Source organism: Photobacterium pectinilyticum, assembly GCF_024357955.1.
In the GTDB taxonomy this organism is placed as follows: domain Bacteria; phylum Pseudomonadota; class Gammaproteobacteria; order Enterobacterales; family Vibrionaceae; genus Photobacterium; species Photobacterium pectinilyticum.
In genome coordinates, this window is record NZ_JANEYT010000072.1 from 1 (window position 1) to 24,627 (window position 24,627).

The 24,627-nt window shown below is 44.2% G+C and carries 18 protein-coding genes, 3 pseudogenes and 1 CRISPR repeat array; of the genes and pseudogenes, 12 read left to right on the plus strand and 9 right to left on the minus strand.

Features of this window, described 5'->3' with window-relative positions; genetic code table 11:
• Window positions 1–925: 925 nt before the first annotated feature.
• From NHN17_RS20705 to NHN17_RS20720, 4 genes are all read left to right on the plus strand, one after another.
• A complete protein-coding gene (locus NHN17_RS20705) occupies window positions 926–1,615 on the plus strand; it encodes a zinc metallopeptidase (RefSeq protein ID WP_255044531.1) in 690 nt (229 codons plus the stop codon).
• Between the two features lie 33 nt (window positions 1,616–1,648).
• The gene (locus NHN17_RS20710; protein WP_255044532.1) at window positions 1,649–1,837 is read left to right on the plus strand and encodes a hypothetical protein; all 189 of its coding nucleotides are present in this window, start codon (window positions 1,649–1,651) and stop codon (window positions 1,835–1,837) included.
• Window positions 1,838–3,869: 2,032 nt separating this feature from the next.
• Window positions 3,870–4,724 carry a hypothetical protein gene (locus tag NHN17_RS20715; RefSeq protein ID WP_255044533.1) on the plus strand — a complete coding sequence of 285 codons (855 nt, stop codon included), beginning with the start codon at window positions 3,870–3,872 and terminating at the stop codon, window positions 4,722–4,724.
• Window positions 4,724–6,166 (plus strand): DUF3482 domain-containing protein, encoded by a 1,443-nt coding sequence (locus NHN17_RS20720; protein ID WP_255044534.1) that lies wholly within the window; start codon window positions 4,724–4,726, stop codon window positions 6,164–6,166. The genes NHN17_RS20715 and NHN17_RS20720 overlap by 1 nt, the downstream gene beginning before the upstream one ends.
• Window positions 6,167–6,561: 395 nt before the next feature.
• On the opposite strand, the gene NHN17_RS20725 is transcribed toward NHN17_RS20720, so the two are convergent.
• Entirely contained in the window at window positions 6,562–7,506 is a 945-nt protein-coding gene (locus NHN17_RS20725; RefSeq protein ID WP_255044535.1) for a glyoxalase superfamily protein, read from the minus strand.
• Window positions 7,507–8,044: 538 nt separating this feature from the next.
• On the opposite strand from NHN17_RS20725, the gene NHN17_RS20730 reads away from it, so the two are divergent.
• Window positions 8,045–9,238 carry a DNA-binding protein gene (locus NHN17_RS20730; protein ID WP_255044536.1) on the plus strand — a complete coding sequence of 398 codons (1,194 nt, stop codon included), beginning with the start codon at window positions 8,045–8,047 and terminating at the stop codon, window positions 9,236–9,238.
• A 12-nt stretch (window positions 9,239–9,250) separates the two neighbouring features.
• On the plus strand, window positions 9,251–10,321 hold the full coding sequence (locus NHN17_RS20735; protein WP_255044537.1) for a tyrosine-type recombinase/integrase: 1,071 nt from the start codon (window positions 9,251–9,253) through the stop codon (window positions 10,319–10,321).
• A 34-nt stretch (window positions 10,322–10,355) separates the two neighbouring features.
• Here the strand turns inward: NHN17_RS20735 and NHN17_RS20740 are convergent, their stop codons facing one another.
• Both NHN17_RS20740 and nadS read right to left on the minus strand, forming a co-directional pair.
• Window positions 10,356–10,529: a hypothetical protein gene (locus tag NHN17_RS20740; protein WP_255044538.1), complete on the minus strand. Its 174-nt coding sequence runs from the start codon at window positions 10,527–10,529 to the stop codon at window positions 10,356–10,358.
• Window positions 10,530–10,989: 460 nt separating this feature from the next.
• Entirely contained in the window at window positions 10,990–11,331 is a 342-nt protein-coding gene (nadS, locus tag NHN17_RS20745) for a NadS family protein (RefSeq protein WP_255044539.1), read from the minus strand.
• Between the two features lie 500 nt (window positions 11,332–11,831).
• Between nadS and NHN17_RS20750 the strand changes: the two genes are divergently transcribed.
• Complete coding sequence (locus NHN17_RS20750) at window positions 11,832–12,092, plus strand: hypothetical protein (protein WP_255044540.1); 261 nt, start codon at window positions 11,832–11,834, stop codon at window positions 12,090–12,092.
• A 111-nt stretch (window positions 12,093–12,203) separates the two neighbouring features.
• Here NHN17_RS20750 and NHN17_RS20755 read toward each other — a convergent pair whose 3' ends face one another.
• Together NHN17_RS20755 and tnpA are read right to left on the minus strand one after the other, a co-directional pair.
• Complete coding sequence (locus NHN17_RS20755; RefSeq protein WP_255044541.1) at window positions 12,204–13,487, minus strand: RNA-guided endonuclease InsQ/TnpB family protein; 1,284 nt, start codon at window positions 13,485–13,487, stop codon at window positions 12,204–12,206.
• Complete coding sequence (gene tnpA / locus NHN17_RS20760) at window positions 13,484–13,879, minus strand: IS200/IS605 family transposase (RefSeq protein WP_255044542.1); 396 nt, start codon at window positions 13,877–13,879, stop codon at window positions 13,484–13,486. The genes NHN17_RS20755 and tnpA overlap by 4 nt, the downstream gene beginning before the upstream one ends.
• A gap of 166 nt (window positions 13,880–14,045) precedes the next feature.
• Between tnpA and NHN17_RS20765 the strand changes: the two are divergent.
• A pseudogene (locus NHN17_RS20765) lies at window positions 14,046–14,645 on the plus strand (IS6 family transposase); the annotation flags it as partial.
• A gap of 79 nt (window positions 14,646–14,724) precedes the next feature.
• Window positions 14,725–15,412: a CRISPR direct-repeat array (repeat unit 28 nt; unit sequence CTTTCAAGCCGCATAGGCTGCGGTACAC).
• 130 nt (window positions 15,413–15,542) lie between these two features.
• On the opposite strand, the gene cas6f reads toward NHN17_RS20765, so the two are convergent.
• Window positions 15,543–16,187 carry a type I-F CRISPR-associated endoribonuclease Cas6/Csy4 gene (cas6f, locus tag NHN17_RS20770; RefSeq protein WP_255044543.1) on the minus strand — a complete coding sequence of 215 codons (645 nt, stop codon included), beginning with the start codon at window positions 16,185–16,187 and terminating at the stop codon, window positions 15,543–15,545.
• Window positions 16,188–16,196: 9 nt separating this feature from the next.
• Entirely contained in the window at window positions 16,197–16,994 is a 798-nt protein-coding gene (locus NHN17_RS20775) for a WYL domain-containing protein (RefSeq protein WP_255044544.1), read from the minus strand.
• 102 nt (window positions 16,995–17,096) lie between these two features.
• Here NHN17_RS20775 and NHN17_RS20780 point away from each other — a divergent pair, with 102 nt between their 5' ends.
• From NHN17_RS20780 to NHN17_RS20795, 4 genes are read left to right on the plus strand one after another with little or no spacing between them, the layout of a single operon-like run.
• Window positions 17,097–20,006: a hypothetical protein gene (locus NHN17_RS20780; protein WP_255044545.1), complete on the plus strand. Its 2,910-nt coding sequence runs from the start codon at window positions 17,097–17,099 to the stop codon at window positions 20,004–20,006.
• 5 nt (window positions 20,007–20,011) lie between these two features.
• Window positions 20,012–21,052, plus strand: a complete 1,041-nt coding sequence (locus NHN17_RS20785; protein WP_255044546.1) for a hypothetical protein — start codon at window positions 20,012–20,014, stop codon at window positions 21,050–21,052.
• 11 nt (window positions 21,053–21,063) lie between these two features.
• Window positions 21,064–21,702: a hypothetical protein gene (locus tag NHN17_RS20790; RefSeq protein ID WP_255044547.1), complete on the plus strand. Its 639-nt coding sequence runs from the start codon at window positions 21,064–21,066 to the stop codon at window positions 21,700–21,702.
• Window positions 21,693–23,678 (plus strand): DEAD/DEAH box helicase, encoded by a 1,986-nt coding sequence (locus tag NHN17_RS20795; RefSeq protein WP_255044548.1) that lies wholly within the window; start codon window positions 21,693–21,695, stop codon window positions 23,676–23,678. The genes NHN17_RS20790 and NHN17_RS20795 overlap by 10 nt, the downstream gene beginning before the upstream one ends.
• 191 nt (window positions 23,679–23,869) lie before the next feature.
• Here the strand turns inward: NHN17_RS20795 and NHN17_RS20800 are convergent.
• A pseudogene (locus tag NHN17_RS20800) lies at window positions 23,870–24,217 on the minus strand (transposase); the annotation flags it as partial.
• Window positions 24,210–24,627, minus strand: a pseudogene (locus tag NHN17_RS20805) (transposase); the annotation flags it as partial. The pseudogenes NHN17_RS20805 and NHN17_RS20800, both read right to left, overlap by 8 nt.

Here is a 24,627-nt window from a genome sequence, read left to right on the forward strand (position 1 = left end):
AACTGCCAATTACATTAAACTAATGATTTTAAACAGTAAAGTAGGCGATTCAGCAACAAAACGCGTTAAGTCAACTAATTGTATGGCATGTTGTAGGTAAAGCCAGACTCTTAAGGCTTGAAAGTTAGCTACATGATCATGGGTATTTCACCGTGATAAATGATGAAATTACTTAAGAGGAATATTTGGCAACAAAGGGCCAAAATCACAAAAAAGGTAGGTTGAATAGCCATACCTCAGATAATTCATGCTTTACTAATTTAGCGAAATCACTGTCACAGTTTTGTCCAGCTGCGTGCTGACGGGATAGATCATCGTAACGCAGAGCTGCCCCAAAATTACGTTTTCACCATGATTCACTTCCGCATGGTGAATTGTCGTGAACTCTGATCTTATAGCTCGCTAGAGAGCATTGATAGCCAATAGAAAAACAATGAATCACCAGGTAAGACGTGAAGCTGTAATTTTTGTTTATCACAAAAACTGAGGTATCCAATAAGCTGTACTTTTTGTTTATCACAAAAACTGAGGTATCCAATAAGCTGTACTTTTTGTTTATCACAAAAACTGAGGTATCCATTAAGCTGTACTTTTTGTTTTTTTATACCCAACTATCGCCCAGAACATGCCTGTCAGGACTGACCCTAGCAAAGAACATTCTGGGTGGATGGCTAAACCATGCCACTCTGTGTGTGAACTCTATTGTACGTGTTGCTGGTTCATTGATGTTATGAAGTGTTTCAACGAAAGGGCGTAACACGCCTTTGTCCACAAGAGAGTTGCGTGTGAGTTTGTCTACCTTGTGATCACCATAACGCAGGCATGCCCCTCTTCGAGTCAGCCTATTTTCGGTAAGCATCTGCTGCTCATTTCTATGCGTATAATATTTAGTAGTCACACAATTGCTCATGGCGTACTGATTTAAATGTTCTGGATAGTCATATTACTCATAATCGCGATATGCGTCTTTCTGCCGGGCCTGTGGGTCAAGCATGTAATGGAAAAGTACAGACAGCCGGCTGATCGCTACCGCAAGCAGGGAAGTGGTGGTGAACTTGCTCGCCACCTGCTGGACAGCTTCGGCTTGGGTAACGTCGAGGTAGAGGAGACCTCTGCCGGTGATCACTATGATCCGGTCTCTAAGGCTGTGCGTCTGACGCCGGACAACTACTCAGGATACTCGCTGACGGCAGTGACTGTGGCCGCCCATGAAGTGGGGCATGCAATTCAAGATTCACGTGGAGAGTCCTTGTTCTTGGCGCGGCAGAAACTCGTAAAGACTGCCATGGTCGGCGAGCGTATTGCCGGTATGATGTTAGTAGCTGCACCGCTTGTCCTAATGCTAACCCGCATGCCGCAAGCGGGAGCGATAACGATAATGATTGGTATTGTTTCAATGGCACTAAGTACTATGGTGCACCTGTTGACTCTTCCGGTTGAGTTCGATGCCAGTTATGGCAAAGCTCTGCCGATCCTGCAGAAAGGCGGCTACCTGCATGATGGTGATCTGGAGCATGCGGAGAAAATTCTCAAGGCGGCGGCGCTGACCTATGTCGCTGCCTCGCTGACCAGCTTGTTAAACTTGGGGCGATGGGTCGCGGTGCTCCGTCGGTAATGGCTGCTTGATGCCAGAGGTTTAGCAAGTGCTATGTCATTGACCAGGCGTGGTATCAACTCGGCGCCTGAGTTATCCCCTCCATACAGCCGTTTATCACCAACCCTGACTTTGTCTACCGGATACAAGCACGATATACCACAGACTCCGGTGAATTATGGCGCGCATAAAACCTTTTATGGCCGTGGAGCTGAAGGCTCAACGGCACTAACCGCCGATTGATATATGGCCGCAAAATATCAGCACGGAATTGCCCCAAACCGTTTTAGAGTCTGCTTACTTTTAGATAAGAAAGAGTAATGCTCTTGGTTGCAATCCAATTGGGCAACAGCTTGTTTCGTAAATTACATATGCCCCAGAACGTACCAGCAGCAGGTAATAGTTGCTTCTATGTTGACATGTTTGGTGTGCAAAATGCATCCAGTACAGACCATCCTCGACGTAGACGCTCTAGTGATGTTTTGGTGCCAACTACATTTCCGTAGTATTCAGTAAGGCGCCACGCCTCTATTTCTCGGCCGTGCTCAACAGAAAATACATATCGAGTGCGACTAGTATTCAGCTGTTGTTCCGATTTATATACCCACCTACAGTTCTCTGCAGAATAGGACATTTGATTGTTTATACGGTCTAGTTGATGGTGCGGAGATGGTCTCGACCCGACATCCAGTATAAATTTGTCATACGATTTCCACTCTGGCGGATATTTAATACCTCTGGCTCCATAGTATTTGTATGACGGATGATTTGGGTTATCACACCTTTGTTTCAATGACTTAAGAACGGCTTTAGCATCGGTTCGAATCTTTTTCTCACGCAGTGGTTCCTGAGCTGCACGTTCAATGGACCAACCGCATTCACGAATTCGACGCCTGATTATGCTTGGCGGGACGCCATTGATCTGAGCTAATTCTCTAGCACACAAAACTATACCTTTATAATTGAATTTCACAGTCCCCCTCTTGTTATTCGCTTGATCTACAGAATTTGCCCATCGACAATTACAGGGTTCGTAATTACCATCGACATTAATCCGCTCCAGTGAACTGCTGGAATCTGGTCGTTCACCCATGTCCTGCAAAAATTGTTCGAACCCGTGATCTTCCCTCCATTCGGGATGGACAGTGATCCCCCTGCCACCATAATCGTCATATGAGTGATTCCTCGGGTTTTCACATCGGTCCCGCATGCTGTAGTAGGCTTTATATTCTGCCGAATTACTCATTCCATGCGTAGTAAACCGGTCACTAACCATCTTCCTATGCAGGCACCCACAACTAGTAGTTTTCCCAGAGTCTAAGCTATCGTTCAAAACATCAATGATTGTACTGCATTCACACCTACATCGTGATGTAGGCCGAGAGTGAGAACGATCATTCCGAGGAACAGAAATCCCATCACCGATAACAGTCAATCGGCCATAAACTCTCCCTATACGGTTGATTTTATTCGGCGGAGGTAAGTGATTATTGCAACCACATGATCGTTGTCTGCCTGATGGAGATGCAACATCTGCTGCAGCGGCTATGCAGGTATTCCCACAATCACATTGCCATTTCCAGTATGTGCGGGAACTATTCTGCACTGAATTGGGGGGGGGAACACGCATTATACCGACTAATTTTCCATAACGACGGCCGTTATGGTCTACTGCTCTAGACATAATACAGAGCTCCTGATTGTTTGTGATGTGTTAAGAGTAGACCACTGTTGAGGAACCGCCAGATTTGCAGGTATCTAATTAGGAGTAGTCAACTAGCCCTGTCAGCTCTGTTGGTGTGACTAAATCTGACCGATTGCTGTAAAACGGAATTGTCCAGCTCCGTGCCAGAACTCATCCTGGCAAACTTCTGCCCCAAACCGTTTCAGAGCGCGTCGCTTTGTCAATAGAACTAGCTAATGTGCAAAATATGCACATTGCTCATTAAGCAACTACCGAGGAATCTCAGTAGATATAGATTTTGCAACAACTCCTACATGGCCCAATTGTCAACAGCCTGTTGGACAACACTCTAGTATCCAATTTTGCAAGAACCTTGCACAATTGCGAAACAGCTTGGAGCATACAGTAAAAACTATGTCCACCAACGTTTCAGCTCTTCCTGACCCTACTAATTGCCCAAGGTTTACTTATGACTTTATGAAGTATGGAGTCATTTAAGACTTACTTCACATATGTCGATTTAAGTGTTTACAGTGCACATTATTTCCTGCATTAATGTCACGCTTCATGATTGTTTAGAAAGGAAAAGCTATGTTTAATGGGGATTTAAAGAAAGAAGCACTTGCTGACTTACAACGTGCAAGCGATAAGAATGAAGCCGCAACAGAAGAGGTCATGGGCGCATCGACAAAATTATATGATTTACGTTCTATATGCTGTGTCGATCTGATTTCGAAAGTAGAAAACTATATAAACACTCTCGCAAATAGTCCAAAAGAATTAGACAAAAGCTTTTCTGAATATCAAACAGAAACAACTTCGTTCAATGAGAGTGTGAGCAAACTTGAGCTTGAGGCTCAAAAATCAAGTACAACAGCAGCTGGTGGTGCAGCAGCAGGCGTTGCAGCAGGCGTTGGCACAGCAGCACTTGCTCCAACTGCTGCAATGGCTATAGCTACAACCTTCGGCACTGCATCTACGGGTACAGCGATTTCAGCGCTATCGGGAGCAGCTGCTACCAATGCTGCTTTGGCATGGATTGGTGGCGGAGCACTAACCGCCGGAGGCGGTGGTATGGTTGCAGGTAAAGGGCTATTAGCGCTCGCTGGTCCAGTTGGTTGGGCTATCGGAGGGGTAGCACTTGCTGGTGCAGGAATGTACTCACGTAAGAAGAATAAAGAAATCGCAGAAAAAGCTAATAGTGAGCGCAGAGAGATTGAGGCTAACATACGAACACTGGATCTCATGCTTAAAAGCACAACTGAACTATATACTCTTACTAAAGAGCATAGCGATGGTGTTTATGATGTGCTTATATCACTTAAAGCAACAGCTCCAAATGATTACAAGAGCTTCACGACGAAACATAAGGAAATGCTAGGAGCACTTGTTAACCATATCCATAGCTTATCAAAAGTGATTAATAAACAGGTTGATATCGGCTAATGATTGAGCATGCAGAAGAGGATAGAGGCTCTGTTAAAACGCAAGTTAATGCCGCTGTTGTTGGAGAGTTAAACAATGTCAGATATGAAAATGAGCTAGCAGAGCTTTCAGCACAGGATTTACGGTTTAACGCAGCATTAGATGAGTATTCTAATGTTAGAAAATTCTTAGGATCCCCAGAAAACATTTTGGGTTCTGAGAAAACTAAACATGGAGAGATTGCTGAACAAGTTGAAGTAGGAGTAAGAAACGCTAAATCAATTCTTCATAACGAATCAGCCACCGCAACGTTTGAGTCGGTTGGACGAACTGCACCTGAAGATTATATTATTGATGGCATTAAAGTTCAGTCAAAGTTTATTAATGGAACTCGCGCAAATTTAGACCATGTTCTTGATCATATGGATAAATATCAAGAGTTCGGCCGTGATGGTTCTTATTACCATATCCCTAAAGATCATTTCGATATTATTACTAAGGTACGTAATGGTCAAGATGTTGATGGTCTGTCAGATAGGGCTGTTAATACATTACTTAAAAAAGTCGCATTGGTAGAAGAGAAGACTGGGCTTTCATTTGAGGACGTTGTAAAACCAGGTGTCTCGGATTATGCAGAAATTCAACAAGGCACTGTTGAAGGTACATTAGAGCTGCATGAAGACGCTCTTGAGTCAGAAAATGATGCGATAAAAGATGAAATATCTAAAGACCATCAAGCATCACTTCAAGATGGCTTAAAAACTGCAGCAATTGCTGGAGCGATTTCTGGTGGGATTAGCCTTGCTACTGCTATCTACAGTAAAAACAAAGAAGGAAAAAAACTTCTCCAAGGTGATTATACTGCTGAAGATTGGAAGGATATTGGTGTAATTACTGCAAAAGGGGCTGCTTCAGGAGCTGTCACTGGTGCTGCGATTTATGGTTTAACCAATTGTGGAGGCATGGCGGCACCATTTGCAGGTGCAGTGGTAGGGAGCATTAAGGGGATTGGGAGTCTGTTGATTGAATTCGACAATGGTAATATGTCACTTGATGAACTCTATGATGAAGGTTTAGCTTTGTGCTCAGAGTCGGCCATGGTAGGTGTGGCAAGTTTTGCTGGTCAAGTATTAATACCAATCCCTGTGTTAGGTGCTGTCGTCGGGTCAATCGCGGGTAAGTTATTATGTGAAAACATAGGGTCACACAGCAAAGAATTGGCAAAAAAGCTTAATGAGGAAACCAATAAGTATATTGAGAAACTCGACGCTATTCACGCTGAAGCCTTTTACAAACTAACGCAGCATTTTAGTCACCTACATTCATTAACTGAGGCTGCATTTAAAGTGGAGAACAATACAAAACTTTTTGAACTGAGTGTTGAACTGGCAGAAGAACATGGAGTATGTGAGTCAAAAATCGTAAAAGATATTGATGCCTTGGATGCTTTCATGTTGGATTAACGCCCCAACCAACCTAAACCTTGACCAAAATCCAACCCTTCCCGCACACGAGCTATTCAATCGGGAGGGGATAGTGTAGTGGACCAATAAAGTTGGCCACTGCTCGGTAGTCTGAACGAGTATTTTGCCTTAGCTCAAATTATCTGAAATACTCCCCCTTCTTCAGAAATCGTAGCAAGCTTTGTCCAGCTCCGTGCCAGAACTCATCCTGGCAAACTTCTGCCCCTTTTCTTGCCAGCGGCGCTCAACCTCGCAAATCATAATGAGGTGATTTGACCTACTTTTTCTTATCTGTGTAATGTTGAGTAAGTTGGGGCGTACCACCTCTAATCAGGTGGCCAAATTCACCGTACCACTACATGTCAAATCCGATTAAGGCTTAATGAGCATGGGATTTACGATTTGTGGTATAAGAATGAGGCAATATCCGGATCGTCTCCAGCCATATCCAAGTAGTCATCGAAGGATGGGGAGTGATACTCGTTTTGCTTACAGAGTAACGCTTCATTAACCGCGTGATATGGGCTAGAGTTCGGTGCCGCTAAGTCTCTCCAATCATGAATGTGAATTGTCTGCTTACCTGTTATCGGAGATTTGATCTGTGACCAGGTTAAATATAAGCGTCTGTGCTCCATATCTAATTCATTAAGATCAATCACATTATCTAAAATTTTTGTTAAACAGATTTTCTTACCAAAGTATGGGCCAGATTCTACAACTCTCCCATGCCCCAGATAACAGACAATATTAGTGGTTTCTTTACGCCAGCCTTTATCCCAAATAAGTAAAGGGGTTCCAATTGAATATTCACTCTGAATGCTCTTGGCGTTGTAGTATCTCTGCGGCGGGATCCTAAACTGTTGGTGCTCTGGCAATGTTTCTCGCAGCTCTTTTAGACGCTCATCTGCAGTATCGAAGTTAGCCGTTATGTATCCTGCAGGACAGTTCTGTAACATGGCGGTCAGTGGTTCGAAAACTGATTCAATGGTTAAGTGCTTTGAAAGCAAATGGCCTTGTGGTAGGGATAAAGCCAGCTCCAGATCCCCTACTCTCAAGTGACTGTAATTTGTGCTGAAGTATAGATCTAAGACACTATTCAATTGATTTTGAGTGAGCAGGTGTCGGTTGCGTTCTAGTAGACGGAGGTTGCTAATAATGGAGCTTTGATTGTCATTTGGTTTTATAGCTCCAAGGAGGAAAACATTCCAATTGCGGTAGCCGTAGGACTTGGCCAGAAGCTCTCTAGCCTTCGTTTTTGATAAAGGTGAGCCAGATTCTTTGGATTTTTTTACAAGGCGATTAACGTTAGTTTTGATTTGTGATAATGAGATGCGCTTCATAGATATACCATTCTTCAGTGCAATGCCAGCAATCCGCACAAATAATGAAATCTATAAAGATCATAAACAAATTTTGAAATCCCTGACGATAATCTCATCTTGCGCTGGCGACGTATACGGGAACGGTACGGACGCAATTATATCCACTTTAACTGAGAGAGTAAACTCGTATTGAGTATTTTACGGAATACGAGGTGTCTTATTCAAACTGAGAAATGTTCATCTGCTAATGCTGAAAATTAATTTACTCTTTTGCATGTCCTGATGATGTATAGCCCCTTCCATAAACAGTACAAAATACCGTAACGAAAAATATTTCGATGCATTTTTTTACGCTTGCTTTTTTTAAATTCCACCTACGAACACCGACAAATCAACTTATGATAAAAGTGTTACGGTGTCATGCCAAGATGGAATGAATGGGACTTAATGCCAGTTTGGCGTGACGCGGTCACTCAACTGGTATTGTCGCTACTTTCTTATTGTAATAATTTAATGTAATATAATAATTATTACGCAATATTATTATAGGCTGGGTATGGATAACAAGTTAGTCACCAAGGAACGTGTTTTTGAAATTTGTGACCAATTGGCAGCGGTTGGCGAGAAAGTGACTAATGTTGCGGTACGCACAGAACTTGGTGGTGGTAGCATGAGCGAGATTGCGCCACTGCTTAAAGAGTGGAAAGGCATCGTTAAGTCCAGTGCACTTGCACAATCCGATATTGATATCCCCCCCCTACCGACAGATGAGCTGGCCGAGTATCTCGCACCTTGGTGGCGGCAAATGTGGAAAACCATCTATTTCCAAGCAAATACCAAAATTGCCGAGGTAAAAAACCAAGCAGAAGAAGAAGTGGCTTTAGGTAACGCGAAGATTGCTGAGCAAGCTGAAGAGATCAATCAGCAACAAGGCCTTATCGATAACCTTACTGTAGAATTGCATGACTACCACCAGCAACAGAGTGAGTTTGATCAGATAGTCAAAGAGAACCATGGCCTCAAACATGATCTGCAAGCTTCTGGGTACCAAGCTGATCTTATACAGCAAAGACTCGAAGCTCGAGAGCAAGATATCAAACGACTAAACGATGAACTTCATGATGCTTTAGCTTCTCTTCAATCATTACGTACGGCTAGTAACGATGAGCTTAACGAGCTCCGTAAAGCTCACCGAGACGATGTTCAGGAAATCCATAAACAGGTTAATTTCGATAAGAAAGAAGCCAGCTCCCAAATCGAACAGCTACAGCAAGATATTAATCAAGCACAGCTTAAGATCGGCCAGCTTCAAGCTGACAATACTAATATGTCTTCACAAGTTGCTTCGCTTCTTCCGCTGGATGGTAAAAACCGTATCTTAGCTGAAGAAAAAAACACATTACTTCTTAAATTAGAAGAGGTTGAGCGTGCCCTTGATAGTGAAAGCAAGCTTAACGTTTCGTTGAAACAAAAGCTGGATGCTATTCAGAGTGATCTATCTTCAGCCGACAGGAACCTTGCCCGGGCTGAAACAGAACTTGAACAAACTCAGTTACAAGCAGAAAACCTAAAAGAACACTGCAAAGAGCTAGAACAACTATTACGTAGCGAGTCTGCAACCGTTAACCGGTTCAATGCCATCATCGAACATGATGCTGATACCATTACCGAGCTACGTAATGAAAACTCCCGCCTTACTAAGCGGGTTGATCAGTTGATTGACACCGTCGCCAACGTCAGTTCTAAATAAGGTTTTCGCTGAATGAATGAACTCATCCAACAAAATACTGGTTTAACATCTCCCGCTGATGTCGATTCAATGGCTGAGGCAATACGGCCTGAGCAATTGCAGGAGCTACTCAACGACCCCCGGGTCCAGCTCAATCAAGACATTGTGCGAGAATTAGCCCGAAAACATGTAGATGAATTCATTGAAACAACCGGCTTGCGAGCAACATCCAGAGCTCGGTTACTGTCTTTATGGGGACAGTTCGTTAACTATTGCATATCGATCAACATTGAGTCATTACCTGCTTCGTATCAGTCAGTCGTGTCTTATGTTCAGTTAAGAGCTGAAGCTCTTCATCGGAACACACTCGCTGGTGACGTGTGGGCTATTTCAACCATGCATGATGCAGCTGGATTGAAAAACCCAACAAAAGACCGATCTGTTAAAGATATCGTCAAACGGCTCAATGATGAAAAAGCGGCAAATAGTGAATGGATACAACAGGCAACTCCACTTCGGTTTGATGATATAAAGAAATTGATTGGTTTATGGCGCCAGTCTGACCGGTTAATTGAGCGACGGGATTTGGCACTTGTCGTTGTTGCCTATACCGGATTACTACGCTCCAACGAGGTCCGCAATATCAAGCTATCGCATCTCAATAAAAGGCATATAACGATACCTATCACGAAAACAAACCATAGTGGTGTCCCGGATCATGTACAATTGACTGAGTTGGCATATGAGATTTTCGAAGAGTATATCGACAAGGCCAAAATTCGTCGATTTGCAGATGATGGCTACATATTCACGGCCGTTAGCCACAATAACCAACTTATCAGAGCTCGCCGTAAAATGTCTAGCTCAGCTATAGACATAATTTACAAGCGTGTTTTTGATACCTTGCACCCAGGTATTAACGACGTTCGAGCCTATTCAACGCACAGTTGCCGCGTCGGTTCGGCACAGGACCTGTGGCAAGGGGGGGTTCAGATAGAAACAATAATGAAGCTCGGAAGGTGGAGTTCCGGCGAGATGGTATACCGCTATTCACGTGGTCACACGACAGAAGTTAACCCATTAGACAGTATAATGACATTGTGATGTAGTGTTCTACCCACGCCAGATCAGCTAGAACCTAGCTGGCAATAATTAGCTCAGCAATGACCTTCGCTAAAGGAAGACCACAATCCGGAGGGATAACCAACGAGTTTTTATCGATGTACTCGATAACCGTTTGATGATCAAGATCCGAACCATGATTTTCTTTGGCCATATTGGAAACAGCCATTGCAAATTCAATGTTTTTCATTCCGCTACTCCTTTTTCTGTCCGAGGGTTTTGAGTACTCTTTCAAAAAAATGCGCGGGTAGAACAATAATAATTTATCTGACCTAAAAGTTAAAAACAACTTATTTGATAACTAAACACCTCGGTTTCTGTCTCAGGCCTGCCCCGTTCCTTTTTTAGTTAAATCAATTAGTAACATGAGGAAGTCTTATGACGAGGTATATATTCTCATCATAAGGCAGTCGGATAAAGCCACTCAAACCCTAGAGCTTTGGTGCGTTCAGAGGCATTCAAAGCATGATCACCGCAACAGTAACCACTCCAATAATGGTGGCAATAATGACGCCTATCTCAACCCAATTTATGTACTTAAAAAAGTCACCCATGATGCTATACTCCTTGATGCAGGCGAGCGGCAACTCCCTATATTATAGTTCCTTCTCACGAAACGAAATTAAACAAGGTGGCTGCTAAAGATGTTATTATAGTTTTTTTAGAGACTGATATGTCTCTGGTATTTCATCGATTAATCTGAGTGCTTTGTTGGCGAGCCCTGTAGGGTTCCTACGGCCTAACTCCCAAGATTTGATTGTTTCAGCGCTTGTGTTTAGAGCTACACCTAATTCTGCCCTAGTTACCTCTAGCTTCTTGCGGATGGCTGCGACATCTGCAACATATATATTCGATACTCTGCTTGGTTCAACTTCACCTTTTTCGAAAGCTACGACTTGCTCCATGCCTTTGATTAGTAACTTTGCAAAATCGAAGTTTTCTTCCGTTAGGTTTTCTAAATCTATGGTTTTATTTGTCATCACTTGATTCATCACTTATCGTCAAATAATCGTGTACAATGTACACGCGCAGGTGTTAAATGCAAGGCTTTTAAAACTAGTTATTCATTAGTATTACGTAATACTGTTGAAGATATTGTGACAGCTGAACAGCGTAAAACGTCGCTGTCCAGAACAGTGCTGACTGGAGATATAGCACTAATTTGCCCCGAAATGAGTTTCGCCAAGTTCCAGTCGACGGGGCAACGTCACAAGTTTGCACCAGCTTTTGTAATCTGAAAGTGGCTACCGCTATCAGGCCTTACCAGATGTCACCAAGCAGCACATTCATCAGTAAGTATCGAGAAGAACTTTGCTTTATGCAGACACTTTAGTAAGTAGTTCTCCCGATAACGCCGGTGGCGAGTAGAGATGTGTTTGTAAGTGTGACTTTGCCGCGTGACTGGGTGGTTTTACGCTGAATATACGTAATGTTATCATTAATTTATTGCGGATAGCACAAAGTCACTAAGAGGTCTTGTTGGACATTAGGTATGAGAAAACTTAGTCGGTCAACCATCATTATTGTTATAGCCATCGTCGGTTCATCAGCTTGGTTGCAACACACTGTCGCGACTGGCAATGCACAGATGGCGTTATTGTGGGCGGAGCAAAACGAGAACTGGCAACGGGATATTGAGTGCATACTTAGGCAGAGTGAGGCGATGTTGGCAACGATAGGAACCGATCAATTCGAACATTACCTCAAAACTGACTTCACTTTGGACTGCACCAGTGTCATCGATAGGAAATAACGGAAGACTGATCTGCACCTGCACCTGCACCTGCAAAACGGGACACTTCACTAAGCGACTTTTCCCGTAGTGAAATGCTCTCGGGGTCGAAGACACCCGAGCATCTTGTAGTTAAGATGCCAATGCGAACGACGCAGTGCTTATCGTTCGCTGAGCTTTGAGCGAGAATGGCGCTAACCTTTTTCTCACACTACGAGAGGGGTAATTCCCCTCAAGGCCTATCCACACGGCTGATTCAAATTGTCGAAGAAAGTTTAACCCACTTTGCCAATCCCTCGGATAGGTAAATCCGCATTCTGGACAGGTAAATAATCGCACTGCAGGTGAAACTCCCCCCTTGTGAATATAGCTACACTGAGAGCATGTTCTTGTGCTTCCCTGTTCGTCAAATTCTTTCATGCTCACGCCATGCCTCAGTTGACCTTTGTAACTGAGTATATTGACCAACATTTTTAATGGGTTGTTGTTTTGAACGGCTCTGTTGATTCGTTTGTTTACGAAGGAAATACCTGTATCAGCCAAAGTCTCCTGCTTTTTCCAGTCCCCTATATGAATCTCGCTAAGATTCGGGTGACTGGCAAATATTCGGTTAGCCAGTGTATGCAGATAGGCTTTGGTTCGGTATTTCACTTTTCGCCATAGTTTGGCGACCCGTTTATTTAAACGTCGCCATTGCCAGCTGTTTTTCCGTTTTTTATCCCTGCGACTGGTCAGTTCGTCAATGAACTTATAGGAGCTCATATTCAGTTGTCGGAGCGGGTTTATATCGTATTCGTAAATTTGACCGTTACTGCCAATGCCTGTCAGCGTAGTCTTGCAGCCCGGGTCAAAATACAAGCGTAAACCTTCAGTTTTCGGCCTCACCTCGACTTCTTCTCTGTGCAAGCAAACAAAGAATTGCTTAAGTAAGTCATCAAAACACAGTCTTACGGTTTTGACATTGGAATAGTCATGATCCCGAAGTGGAATTGTTAGCCATTCTTTCCGGTTTTTACCAAACGCCAGTGTTAACATACTACCTTCAATTTCGAAGCTGTTATAGCGTTGTGGATAGTGCATAGAAAAGAAGCACCTGGTACTTCGGAAAGAGGGTGGTCGACAGTCAGTATCACCGTTATTGCGTTTTTTGAAAAATGACTTCCACGCACCATGAAATTCTTTAACAACTTCCTGTAGCTGTTGGGATGAAGGTTGCTTTAAGCGGATATCATCCTTTTTCCAGCCGGGTAACAGTTTCTTCTGTGTGGCATAGCCAGAAGGCTCTTTTTGTTTCTTGGCTGCCTCTCTGTGTTCAACAAGGCGGTTCCAAACACGCACTGAGCAACGACTGGCGAACCAGAGCGTTGATGCAACAGAGGGATCAATATCAACGTACTGCTTCTCGGTGAGGATCATGATTTCTGATCCTCAATATACTTTTTAACAGTTTGCTCTGAAATATGCCCTATGGTTTCAACAAAGGTAGAAGGGTTCCAGAGTTTTCCACCCCAAAGATAGTGACGCAAATGTGGATAATGCTTGAATAATAGTTTGCCTGATATGCCTTTCATCGCTTTGTATAGTTTCGATGGTGCATGTTGGGGATGCGAAGTCACGAACACGTGAACATGGTCAGGCATTATCTCCAAATACTTGATCTGAAAATCGTAGCGTTTGGCTATTTTAGGTAAAAGATTTTTAAGTCCACGCTCAACCCAACCAGTTAATACAGGTCTGCGGTATTTAGTCGACCACACCATATGATAACCAATATTACATACGATGCTTCGGTGATGAGCATACTCCATTTCTCAATAATACTGTACAAATCAACAGTGTCAACAAGTTGCTTTGCAACTTGCGCTTACATCCCTGAGTCAGAGACATCAGGGGATTACGCGCGAGATCCTAAAAGTTATCCGTATCTTTCCTAATTTAAGTAATTAGTCTAAGAAGGTTTAGTCCAGGGGTGTGCTAGAGCCGAGCATGGCAAAGCGGGGCGTCCGCGTTGATCACTCAACTATCAACCGGTGGGTCATCAAATATGCGCTACTGTTGGAGCATCGTGCTCGCGGAAGAAAGAAGCCTGTCGCCTCTTCGTGGCGGATGGACGAGACTTACATTAACTTCAAAGGTCAGTGGAAGTATTATTACCGAGCCGTAGATACATACGGTGATGTGATTGATTTGCTAGTGCGTGATACGCGAGATGAAAAGGCAGCGAGAGCCTTTTTCCAAAAGGCCATCGGCCAACATGGATTACCCGAAAAGGTGGTGATTGACGGCAGCCATTCCAACGCGTTAGCACTGCACCATATCAATGTTGAGCTTTGGCAAAATGGCCTGATGCCCAACCTCATTGAAGTCCTTCAAGTGAAATACCTGAACAATATTGTTGAGCAAAGCCACCGCAGAGTAAAAGGGAAAATGAACCAGGCACTGGGTTGGAAAACAGACGAAGGTGCAAAGGCGACTTTAGCCGGAATAGAGCTGTGGGCGATGATTAAAAATGGACAGCTCGACAACCCTGATGGTTTATCCGTTTGGGATGAACTCTACGCGCTTGCAGCCTAATTGCATCTGGAAATCAGTACGCTTGTGCGTCAGCATAACTTTGCGACAAAACCAGTTGGTGTCTTCCTGAGTTCGCTCGCTTTCAAGCCGCATAGGCTGCGGTACACGCTTGGTACTGGCCTCACCCGCACTCGGTACTCTTTCAAGCCGCATAGGCTGCGGTACACCCCTCGGTCAGCAGAACCTTGTAACGTTCTTCCTTTCAAGCCGCATAGGCTGCGGTACACTACTTCCGCAGGGGTTCCGTCTGAGACCAGTTCTTTCAAGCCGCATAGGCTGCGGTACACCAATCGAAAGCACTCATTTCACTGGCGGCTACCTTTCAAGCCGCATAGGCTGCGGTACACTCTGTAAAACTTGCATGGCCGTGCTTGGAGAACTTTCAAGCCGCATAGGCTGCGGTACACCAGAGTCTCTAGTAACAAGCTCATCCGTGACACTTTCAAGCCGCATAGGCTGCGGTACACCCTCTGCTGTTGCAGACTACCGCCGTACTTACCTTTCAAGCCGCATAGGCTGCGGTACACAAAATCATTGAATGTGTCGGTGACTTATCTGACTTTCAAGCCGCATAGGCTGCGGTACACACTTTAACCCGGCGCTAGTTGGGGCTGAGTATCTTTCAAGCCGCATAGGCTGCGGTACACAATGATTACCGCCGCAAAGGTTTTGCTGTGCTCTTTCAAGCCGCATAGGCTGCGGTACACGTATCAATGTTACGCTGACTGCAATCGTAGCTCTTTCAAGCCGCATAGGCTGCGGTACACTGAAGTTAGCATTCCATTAATATGAAACTTTTCAATATTATAGCTGCAAATCATGTTATCACCCCCTTTTTTTGAGCACTAATACCCCCCCATATATATCAACCGCTTACATGTAGACTCAAAAAAAGGGTTAGAGGATTATCGGAAGTGCTAAGGGTTTTTTCCTTGAACTAAGCCCATAGTTGTTGGGGTTACAAACAACTTTATCAGAGCATTGAACGGCGTTGATATAAATATAGAAATGCCCCTCTCCCGGGCTGCTAGCGCTGTTCATAGCGACTCGAAGAGGTTTGGCCTCACTCTCCAGCCGACTAGCAAGCATTTTGTCCCTTCGGTTTAATACGTCATCAGCATTCTTTAACCGGACGTTTACTCCCATCATTGCCCTTCGTATTGCACGATCTTCACTTCTAGCCACGTATCCCTTTGTTTGGCGTTCGTGGTGGCGATTGCGAACAAATACGTAAAACCCATGCTCCGTGCTGGGTGGTACCTGACGTACAGAGCTGACAGAACACCCATGTAGACCCTGGATTTGTGCAAAATCTCGGTTATTAATGAGTTGCTCTAATGCATTGAGGCTACCGAATAATTGAAACCTGTTTCCAAGAACGCCGTTCAAGGCAAACTCTGGTAGACTAATAGCTACATTTTCTGTGTGAGCTTTCGAAGCATTAAGATGATGCACTTCCCTTAACAAGCGTTCTGCCAATTGATAATTGGTGTACTTGCATTTTTTTTCATGTGTAATGTCGATGTAGTATGCGATGTCCATTGGTTGTCCTTATCCGATAATCCAGGTCGGGTGTTTAGAGCTGGTTGGTGGTGTCGTCATTTCAATCCTAACGTATCTCGTGAGAGCCCTTCTTACCCTGCGTTTAATAGTGTTCTGGTTAATAGACAAGTTCCATTCGAGTATTGATCGCCTTTTTTCATGGTCATCAAGTTCTGGGTTTAGCAGAAAGTTCAGATTAATATGTTGGTGCCAATCTAGGTCATGAATACTCGAGTAACCTTCGCCTTCGCCGGAGGCAATACAGATACTCAAGAACCGTCCAAGCACAAAGTCACCATATAAGCCTTTGGTGTGATGGTAAGCACGCACGTGGTAACGCCTCCTTGCATAGACGATGGTATGTGGTGAAAGCAAAATATCTGCCCTTTCACCCTTCGTGCTTTCGTATGTGCACCTAATCTGCTTTCGTCCATTTATCGCGTCAATCAAGGTATTGACTACGTGATCATCCAGAGTTGACGTGACGAGGTCTTCGATATCTTCTACTGGAAACCTGTTTTCGAATTCTTCCTGAAGTAGAGGCTGGAGCATTTTCTCCCCCCGACAATAGCGAAGATACAGTTCAGGATCTTCACTGATTGATGCCTTACCAAGTTCGGCTTCAAGCTGATAACGTCTTGTCTTAGCGTTATATTTTATCCTGCCATCATCCTGCCTTGCCAACTCATTCATGAAGCGTTGAATACTACGAACGCTGGTACCACACCTGTACGCAAGTTGGGTGCGGTCGATACCTCCTTCCCAAAGGAGTGCCATTTCCAACTGTTGTTTAATCCTAATATTCATATTTATACCTATCAAACATTATGATGTGTCAATTGGCACACTAAAAAATTTAGCAGGTAATGTTATGTAGTGTTAATGTGAAATTATTGCGATTGATTGGTAATGGCTATGGTCGACAAACATAATCAAGCGATACAAATTTGCACCAGCAAAGTTATGGCCGTTCTGCTTGAATCGGTTGTGTCTGGTGCCCTAATGAAAGATAGAACTGGAGGACTGTCGGATGAGGCTCTAACCCAGATATCTCAGAACAAACGCATAGATATCAGGCCACCACTCTGGTCAGCCTGTTCAGGTAAGGGGGGGATTGGCTATGAAAATAACTATCGTAATGTATCACTTCTTGACCATTGCATATCCGTAGCAACGGGAGCTATAACCTTTTCAGCATCAAAGATGGTCAGTGATGGTTGGGAGGTTGGAGAGAAACTGGAACGCTACCTGTTTATGGTAGGATTGGTAGCCCTGCTTCATGATGTCAATAAACTATTAGACGGTAGCCCGTCGCTTTCTGATAAAAAGGTTGATTCCTTAATGTCAGACCTCTACCAGCGGTGGGATCTGGAAAATGTGGTTAGCCAGTACGGGCTAGACCTCGATGCAAAAGCACTATTTCGATTGATCAATTTGGTCGAGGCCGGCACGGCGCTAACTGGGGCTGAAGGTGGAGTTGAAGATCGTTTACTACGGGTGTTAGTGCGTAAGTATGTTCGCCTGGCCGATCAGCTGGACAGCACTTTTGCGAAGTTAGGTTCCGATGGCGGGATCAACGGCGTATTAAAGCTGATTGCTACTTGCAATAATATCCTACCTGACAACTTATTACATTGGCGACACATTTCACTTTTTGACCCAGCTCATCCATACCTCTTAGATAAACTACTTGCCCACCTCTCTGTTCAATGCAGGCAAATCTCAGGTCTCCCCCCTCTTTTGGCAATTCATCATGATGGTCAGTTAGATATTTTGCTACCTGAAGTATTAGCTAGCGAAATTGCAGATGCAGCATTAAGCCGGTTTAACAGGAGCTTACAACCGGAGTTATCTATCGATATTTCCACGGCTCAATTACCAACTATTTTAAACGGTAAGCCTACTTGGAGTCAGTTGTCAGCAGCGTACTTAGAGCAAGAGGTTGAGGTCAACAACACAAGGTTGTTATCGGTAGGTAGGATTGATGCAGACTACTTCATAAATTATGTGGCTGACGGCCGTTTTGGCTTGAGTTTCTCACAGAAAAGCCTAAATCAAAAAGGGGCGACTTTATCTCCAGAGCCCTTCGAATCAGGTGATGTTAATGAAGAGCACTTCTTTCTTATCTCAGGTCTTATCATACTGGTATTGTCGCATCCATCGAAATCTAAACGTGTGAAGTTGCCTTCATATTTGGATCGGATAGGGCTGATTGAGAAGGCTTTGCTAGAGCAGGATTACAAAATAACAATTCCTGATGAACTGCGGCACCAACTTTCACAAAGGGCATGGTTTGGGATGGAAGTTGCTGCGCTCGCTATCAGTAATCCGAATATTTATGAATTACTGATAGGTAGCTCAGGTATTCTGCAACAAATTTATCACGGGAGGCATGATAGTAAAGGAAAAGAAATATCGGGAATTATCCATGGGTTGGAGGGGAATAAGAATAGTCCGAAAATCGATTTGACTATTGCACGGATAAAGACATTACTCTCTGGCAAACCAATTATCGATGGCCTGAAAGGACGAATAGATGGCTACCAAGCGTGTTTAGTGACGGGGCAACCAGGTGAAGGTAAAATTCTTAGTAGTGACGGTTTGTTAGGTATCAAAGTGAGTCACTTCAGCAACCGAAGAGGTCGCCCTGCGGAACTTGGAAAAGCAGTGGGTCATACATTTGTGTGCCCCATGTCGAGCATTGAGTATATTGAGCGTGGTCATCGCCATGGTTCCAAAAAAGTGAAAACACCTGCCTCAATTTGCTCTCCGGCGGTAACGGGGTTGTTTGGTGAAGCGCGAATGGATGATGAGCGTGAGGCTGATCGTTCAGACTACCTTGACTTGTTCGATCTGTCGCGAGCAAAGTTGGGTGACAAGAAAGTCCTTATAGGTCCAGAGCTATTCACGCGTCGCGCATACCTCGCTAGACAGGAGTCCATCCCGGCAAAAATAAAAGATCAATTGGAGTGGATTTTACGATTAATACGCGCGGTTCAACGAACGGGTCGACCGTTTCATGTATTTGCAGGATTACCTCATCAACGCCCGGAGATTCTTTATATCGATTGTCTGCCACCAGCACTGCGAAGGTTAGCGCAGGACAGAAACGGGTTTAGGTTGGAAGAGCTGAATGAGCTTCGTGATAAGTTTGAACTGGCCAGCTCCTTGCTGAATGTACACGGGAGCGTATCACTCATCAATGCTCTTTCTAGTCCAACACAACAATACAGCGCCTTATGTAAATCACTGATGCTCCTAGAAGACCGGGTTGAGGACCTGCGTAAAAAAAACAATCTCAAAGAGATCCCTTCCCTGCATCGCGTCGCGCTGCTGGTAACTGAACGATTATTCACATTGCGAGGTACGAATGTAATGAGTAAGCAGGAAAGTTCAATAATTTTACTCGCACAGAAGGCTGCTGGTTTACAGCGCGCGTTTGGAACCGGCGCCTCCCGAGGAAAACAACAATTAATTTTTCGTCTGATATTGGATGAAATCCGCCAAAGCGTCAGAAATAAAAAAACGTCTGATCATGAGCTAAGAAATGCGATTGCAGGAAAGCTTGAAACCAAGTTCAAGGGGAGCGACATGTATTTGGGTGCAGCTAAACACCGCCGAGATCTATCGACATTTGACGCATGTGTAGAGATTGCAGACTTCTTTATCAATGAGATATGGCACCAGTTGCTTAATGCCCGTATGCCCTCTCAGAAGCTCATTTCGCAACTTATGGAGATCTACCGGGTAGAGATGTTACTCATTTACAAAAACCGCAAAGACATTAACGAAGATGAGACGGCTGAACTAAAGGACTGATAATTATGAGCGCAAAATCTATTTCAAATACACCTCTTCATAAACACCTTTCTTCAAAGAGTGCTCTGACCGAAACATTTAGTGATACCAAGGGGATCGATTACGTCACAGCTCAACGAAAAGGGCTTGGGGTCGTTTGTATTGCACTCGTGAGGGAAATCATTGCCCCTGCTAGCTTTCGGCAATCAGATCCCGAACCGCTAACAAAAGAATTAAATGGTGAGCAATATATCTGCGCATTGCCGAACAAGACTAAGTACCCCGAACGGGCGCGTGCGTTACAAATACTGCGTAAACTTGAAATAGGTGGAGCTCTTCCTCAAAACCGGCAATTAATTCCTAAAGGCAAAAGTGCAGGGGATTACCTAGACATGGCTAGCTTTTTGTTTGGTGACTCAGCCAAAACTGATGGCCGTACTTATTCTTGCGCAGCAGCAGTAAAATATTCAGATGCCATTAGTTTACAGCCGGAAGCATTCATTACTGATTCCACTTTTCATGTCCGCGGTAATGAATCGGGTACTCTCTATGACGAGGTGAAAAAAAAGAACTCTGACAACCTTTTTGAGCGTGTATTTATCTTACCTGGAGCCCTTATGATTCAGATTCTTACTTTTACAGGAAAGGTTGCCCCTCCTGAGGTGGTTGAGCTCCTACTTGCTTGCTTAGCTTCGCCTATCGCAGCTGGAGGGCAGACATCAGTGACGGGCGCCAATATCCGCACACATGTTGCCGGCATTTATGGAGGCGACTTTGAGAGTGAGTTGAACTCCCCCTATATCTTACATAGAAAGTTACTAGCTGAGCTCGAAGAGTCAGAAAAGGAAGTTAGTGATAAAAAATCGGCTGATCTCGAAGATTATATAAAAGTTGTCATGAAGGCCATGGACAAGCTGTTTAATGCCGAGTATGAGACCTCAGTTGACTGTGAAAAAGTTAAAGATATTCAATCTGCACTCATTGAAGCGATTTCTAATGGTGAACATAGTGAGTGGAAAGAAGCGTCAGAGAAGGTATCGACATATTTTACAAAGTACTTTGCTTGAACAGGCTAACTATGAAATTGAAAGATGAGGTTGTTGGTGTCAAAGCCGAGGTTATAGCACCGTTTTTTTATCACAGTGTGCCAACTGAGAGTGGCAGTGCCACAATAACAGAGTGTATATCTGATACTGCGTTTAATTTTGCTATCGCGTCGACGTTGGGAATGTTAAATGGCCCCTGTTTACCAGAGACCGTAAATTATCACCGTGACATTGTTTCTATGCCTTTCAGGAGCTCTGTGTTGCTATCTGATGATGCGACATTGTCCCCGATACAAGTACGTCGGTTAAACCTCGATGCCGAAGCTGGGATTGACCGTAAGATTAATGATGGAAAGAGCAAAGGTAATTATAAGGATTATTACTCGATCCAACAGGTATCATTGGGTGCGACTTACGAGGGTGCTATCTTCGGCCTTAATCCGTTTAAACATGCTGGACGTGATAAGTTGGTGGTTCGAGTTGGGGGGCATCGCCAGGGTATGTTGTTGCTTACACCGACCGACGTGCCTGATAACATTTATCTCAATGCTTACACTGCTGGGGTATTTGAACGAGAAATAGCAGTAAGCCGCTACCTACTACATACAATCCAGTTGTCTCAACCGTTCACTTGCCGAGAAGGGCTGGAGGAGGTTCGCCTTTGGCGATAGAGTTCACCATAAAACGACATGCGGTAGATGCATCATTCAATGGCCTCTCGTGCTTTCAGCATCAGCTGCTTACCCTATCGGAGTTTATAAGGGTAGCTTGCGCCCCAGCCGGTTGCGGGAAATCATATGCGTTTTTGCGAGCAGTGCTTGATCGTGACCGGGTGTTATTCGTTGTTCCTACAAAGCGACTGGCCAACAACCTAATCGCAAGCTTGCACAACGATATACGCGAGCACAAAAAGGATTGTCCAGCTGAAGCAGTCGATAAAAAGATTGCATTGTGGTCCAGTGACGGCACTGCTTTGTTGAAGGGTGCAGGAGTCACCAACGTTACACAGGTACGGTTAAACCAGATATCTTCGCTTTCGACGCTAGAAGGTGGAGAAATCGTCGTTACGACCCCAGAATCACTGGCTTGGCTTATCTTAAATCCAGATCGCTTTCCGGTGAAGCACGTCAGCGATCGCAGCATTCTCGATCTGATTTTTGATTTTAATCACGTGGTATTTGATGAGTACCACACGATAGAACCCCGGGGAATGAGCCTCTCCATGATCATTAGCTGGTTGTGTGTACATATCCCATCGAGCCAGGTAAAGTTAACCTACTTGTCAGCGACCCCGATAGACTTAAGCAGAGCTTATTCTGAATTTGGATTTGACCAGGATGCATTAACCTATCTTTCTGAGCGTGTTGAAGATGTCTCTAGCATAGAGCCTTTGGATGGAAGGCGCGTAATTCACGGGGATGTAAAAGTACAACTGCATGAAGGCCTTCCCTTGTCTTCTTTACTTATCAATTATAAATCACAGGTAATCAACGAAGTTGAAGATGGAAGACAAGTTGTTTTGATCTTTGACCGGCTTTACAGCAATGGCTTGTCTCATACACTGCCTGAGTTACGTAATAGTCTGTTATATATCGGAGTTGCCCCAGAACAAGTACTCTTAATCTCATCAGTTGACGATGGCCAAAAGGGCTCTGACTCATACTTAGGTTTCGCTGTCGGCGCAGATAAAAATCCAGCTGATTACGCAATGCTAATTGCTACATCCAGTATTGAAGTCGGCGTGACTTTTAATACACGCCTGATCTTTATGGAGCCGGGGCATAACTCCACCAGCGTGATTCAGCGTATTGGTCGAGCCTCTCGCGGTGATTTTAAAGGGAATGTACACATTACTTACACAAGAGAAGATCAAGCGCGACACGTCTGGTTAAAGCGATTACTTTACTGGGCCCATAAACACAATGGCGATATGGTTTCGATTGGTGAAGTGATAGCAGTAGTGACCGATGCCGTGTCTTCAAGCAGCCCTAATGCCACACCAGTCAATATAAATAAAGAGTCGGTTCATGGTGAAATGTCGACAAAAGCAGCCGCTATCGCAGGGCTGGCCTGGAGGGCTTTACTTCAGCACAGCTCGATCAAGAATGCCCGAGCCAAAATATTGTTGAAACATACTCCTCGTAAAGCAAGGCAGATGGAATCGTTACTCTTCCCCGTTCGCTCTCTGTGTAGTGACGATCTTTACGGGGCTCATGCCAAAAAATGGCTGAAAGGCTTTGAAAATGAGGTTCAAGAACTCCGAACCATTAAATCTACAATAACAATCATTAATGCAAATGGTACTCATTGGAATATGCCGTGGTGGGCAGTGGAACAATCGACCGATTTACTGACCCGATATATTCCGACGAAGAGCCCCAAAGGCGAATGGCAATTACACATCGATGAAACTCATTGGCGTGAAGCTTTAACAGAGCTTGATGCTAAGTATCAGGAAGTCAGCTTGGTGTTGCCCCATAGTAGACATTTGATTGTTTCACCTCGCCGAACAGCAATGAAAACCTTCATAAAAATACTTAAACAGGAGATAAAAGGAGGACTACTGCCGCTACACGTTGAGGGCGCTTTAGAGGCAGTGATTGATCTCACCCAAAAAACCGGCTTACTTATCGAGCATGAAATTTAAACGAGCGGTATGCTGATCACATTAGCTACTATTCACTACTCGAAGAGTGAGGGCTTGCATCGCCTGTAAACGGTTGTGTCGCAAGCGGTGGTGCTGAGTTAAGATCTCTGCCAGTACTCATTACCTTTAGCATTAGGCGTTGTTGATCAAATCATTGTTCAAGACGCATTCATACCAAGGCATCCCCACCGTTATTCAGCGGGCTGATGAGCTGGCATACCCAATCTTATGGCTTTGTTCATCGCTTTCACTCCGGCCAGTACTTCGCCTACCTGTGCATCATAATCACGTAAGCTTAGCTTTGAATTTATAAGTTGCTTATAACGATACATTGCCGTTTCTGACAAAGAACGCTGGTGATAACCGTTGTCCTTTTTCCATTGATTTAAAATATCGTTTTTTAGCGCAAAAACTGCGTCATTACGTGGATGACCTTCTTCCCAATAACCAGCATTAGCTCGAGGCTGGATACTAGGTTTTGCTCCCTTCTTACGAAGTAGTCTATAGCATTCCCTGATGTCATACGCTCCATCGGCTGACCAGAACAATGGAGACATTTGCAGCCTCTACTCGGGCGTTGGTCAGTTTGTACTTTGCGTAGTTACAGATACCAACTTGTCTTTCTAACAATGCATAGACTCTTATTGCTCTCGAGTAGATCATCGAACCTGTCGGACTGTCTATTGTCCAGTTTGACGGCGTTTTTCAGTAGGAGGAAGAGGGTACTCTTGAGCATCTTCTTTTCCTCATGAGAGCCGTTCCTAAAAGCTTTGGCTCTCTCTTTCTTAATCAAAATACAGTAATTCTGCATCACATGGAATCGGTCAAAAACAATATCGGCATTGGGTAACATCTTCCTAACTGCCGATTGGTAGGCCTGTCCCATATCCATTGATACTGCTTTGATCCCTTCCCGTGTCATCACCGGTAACTGCTCGAAGAATGAAAT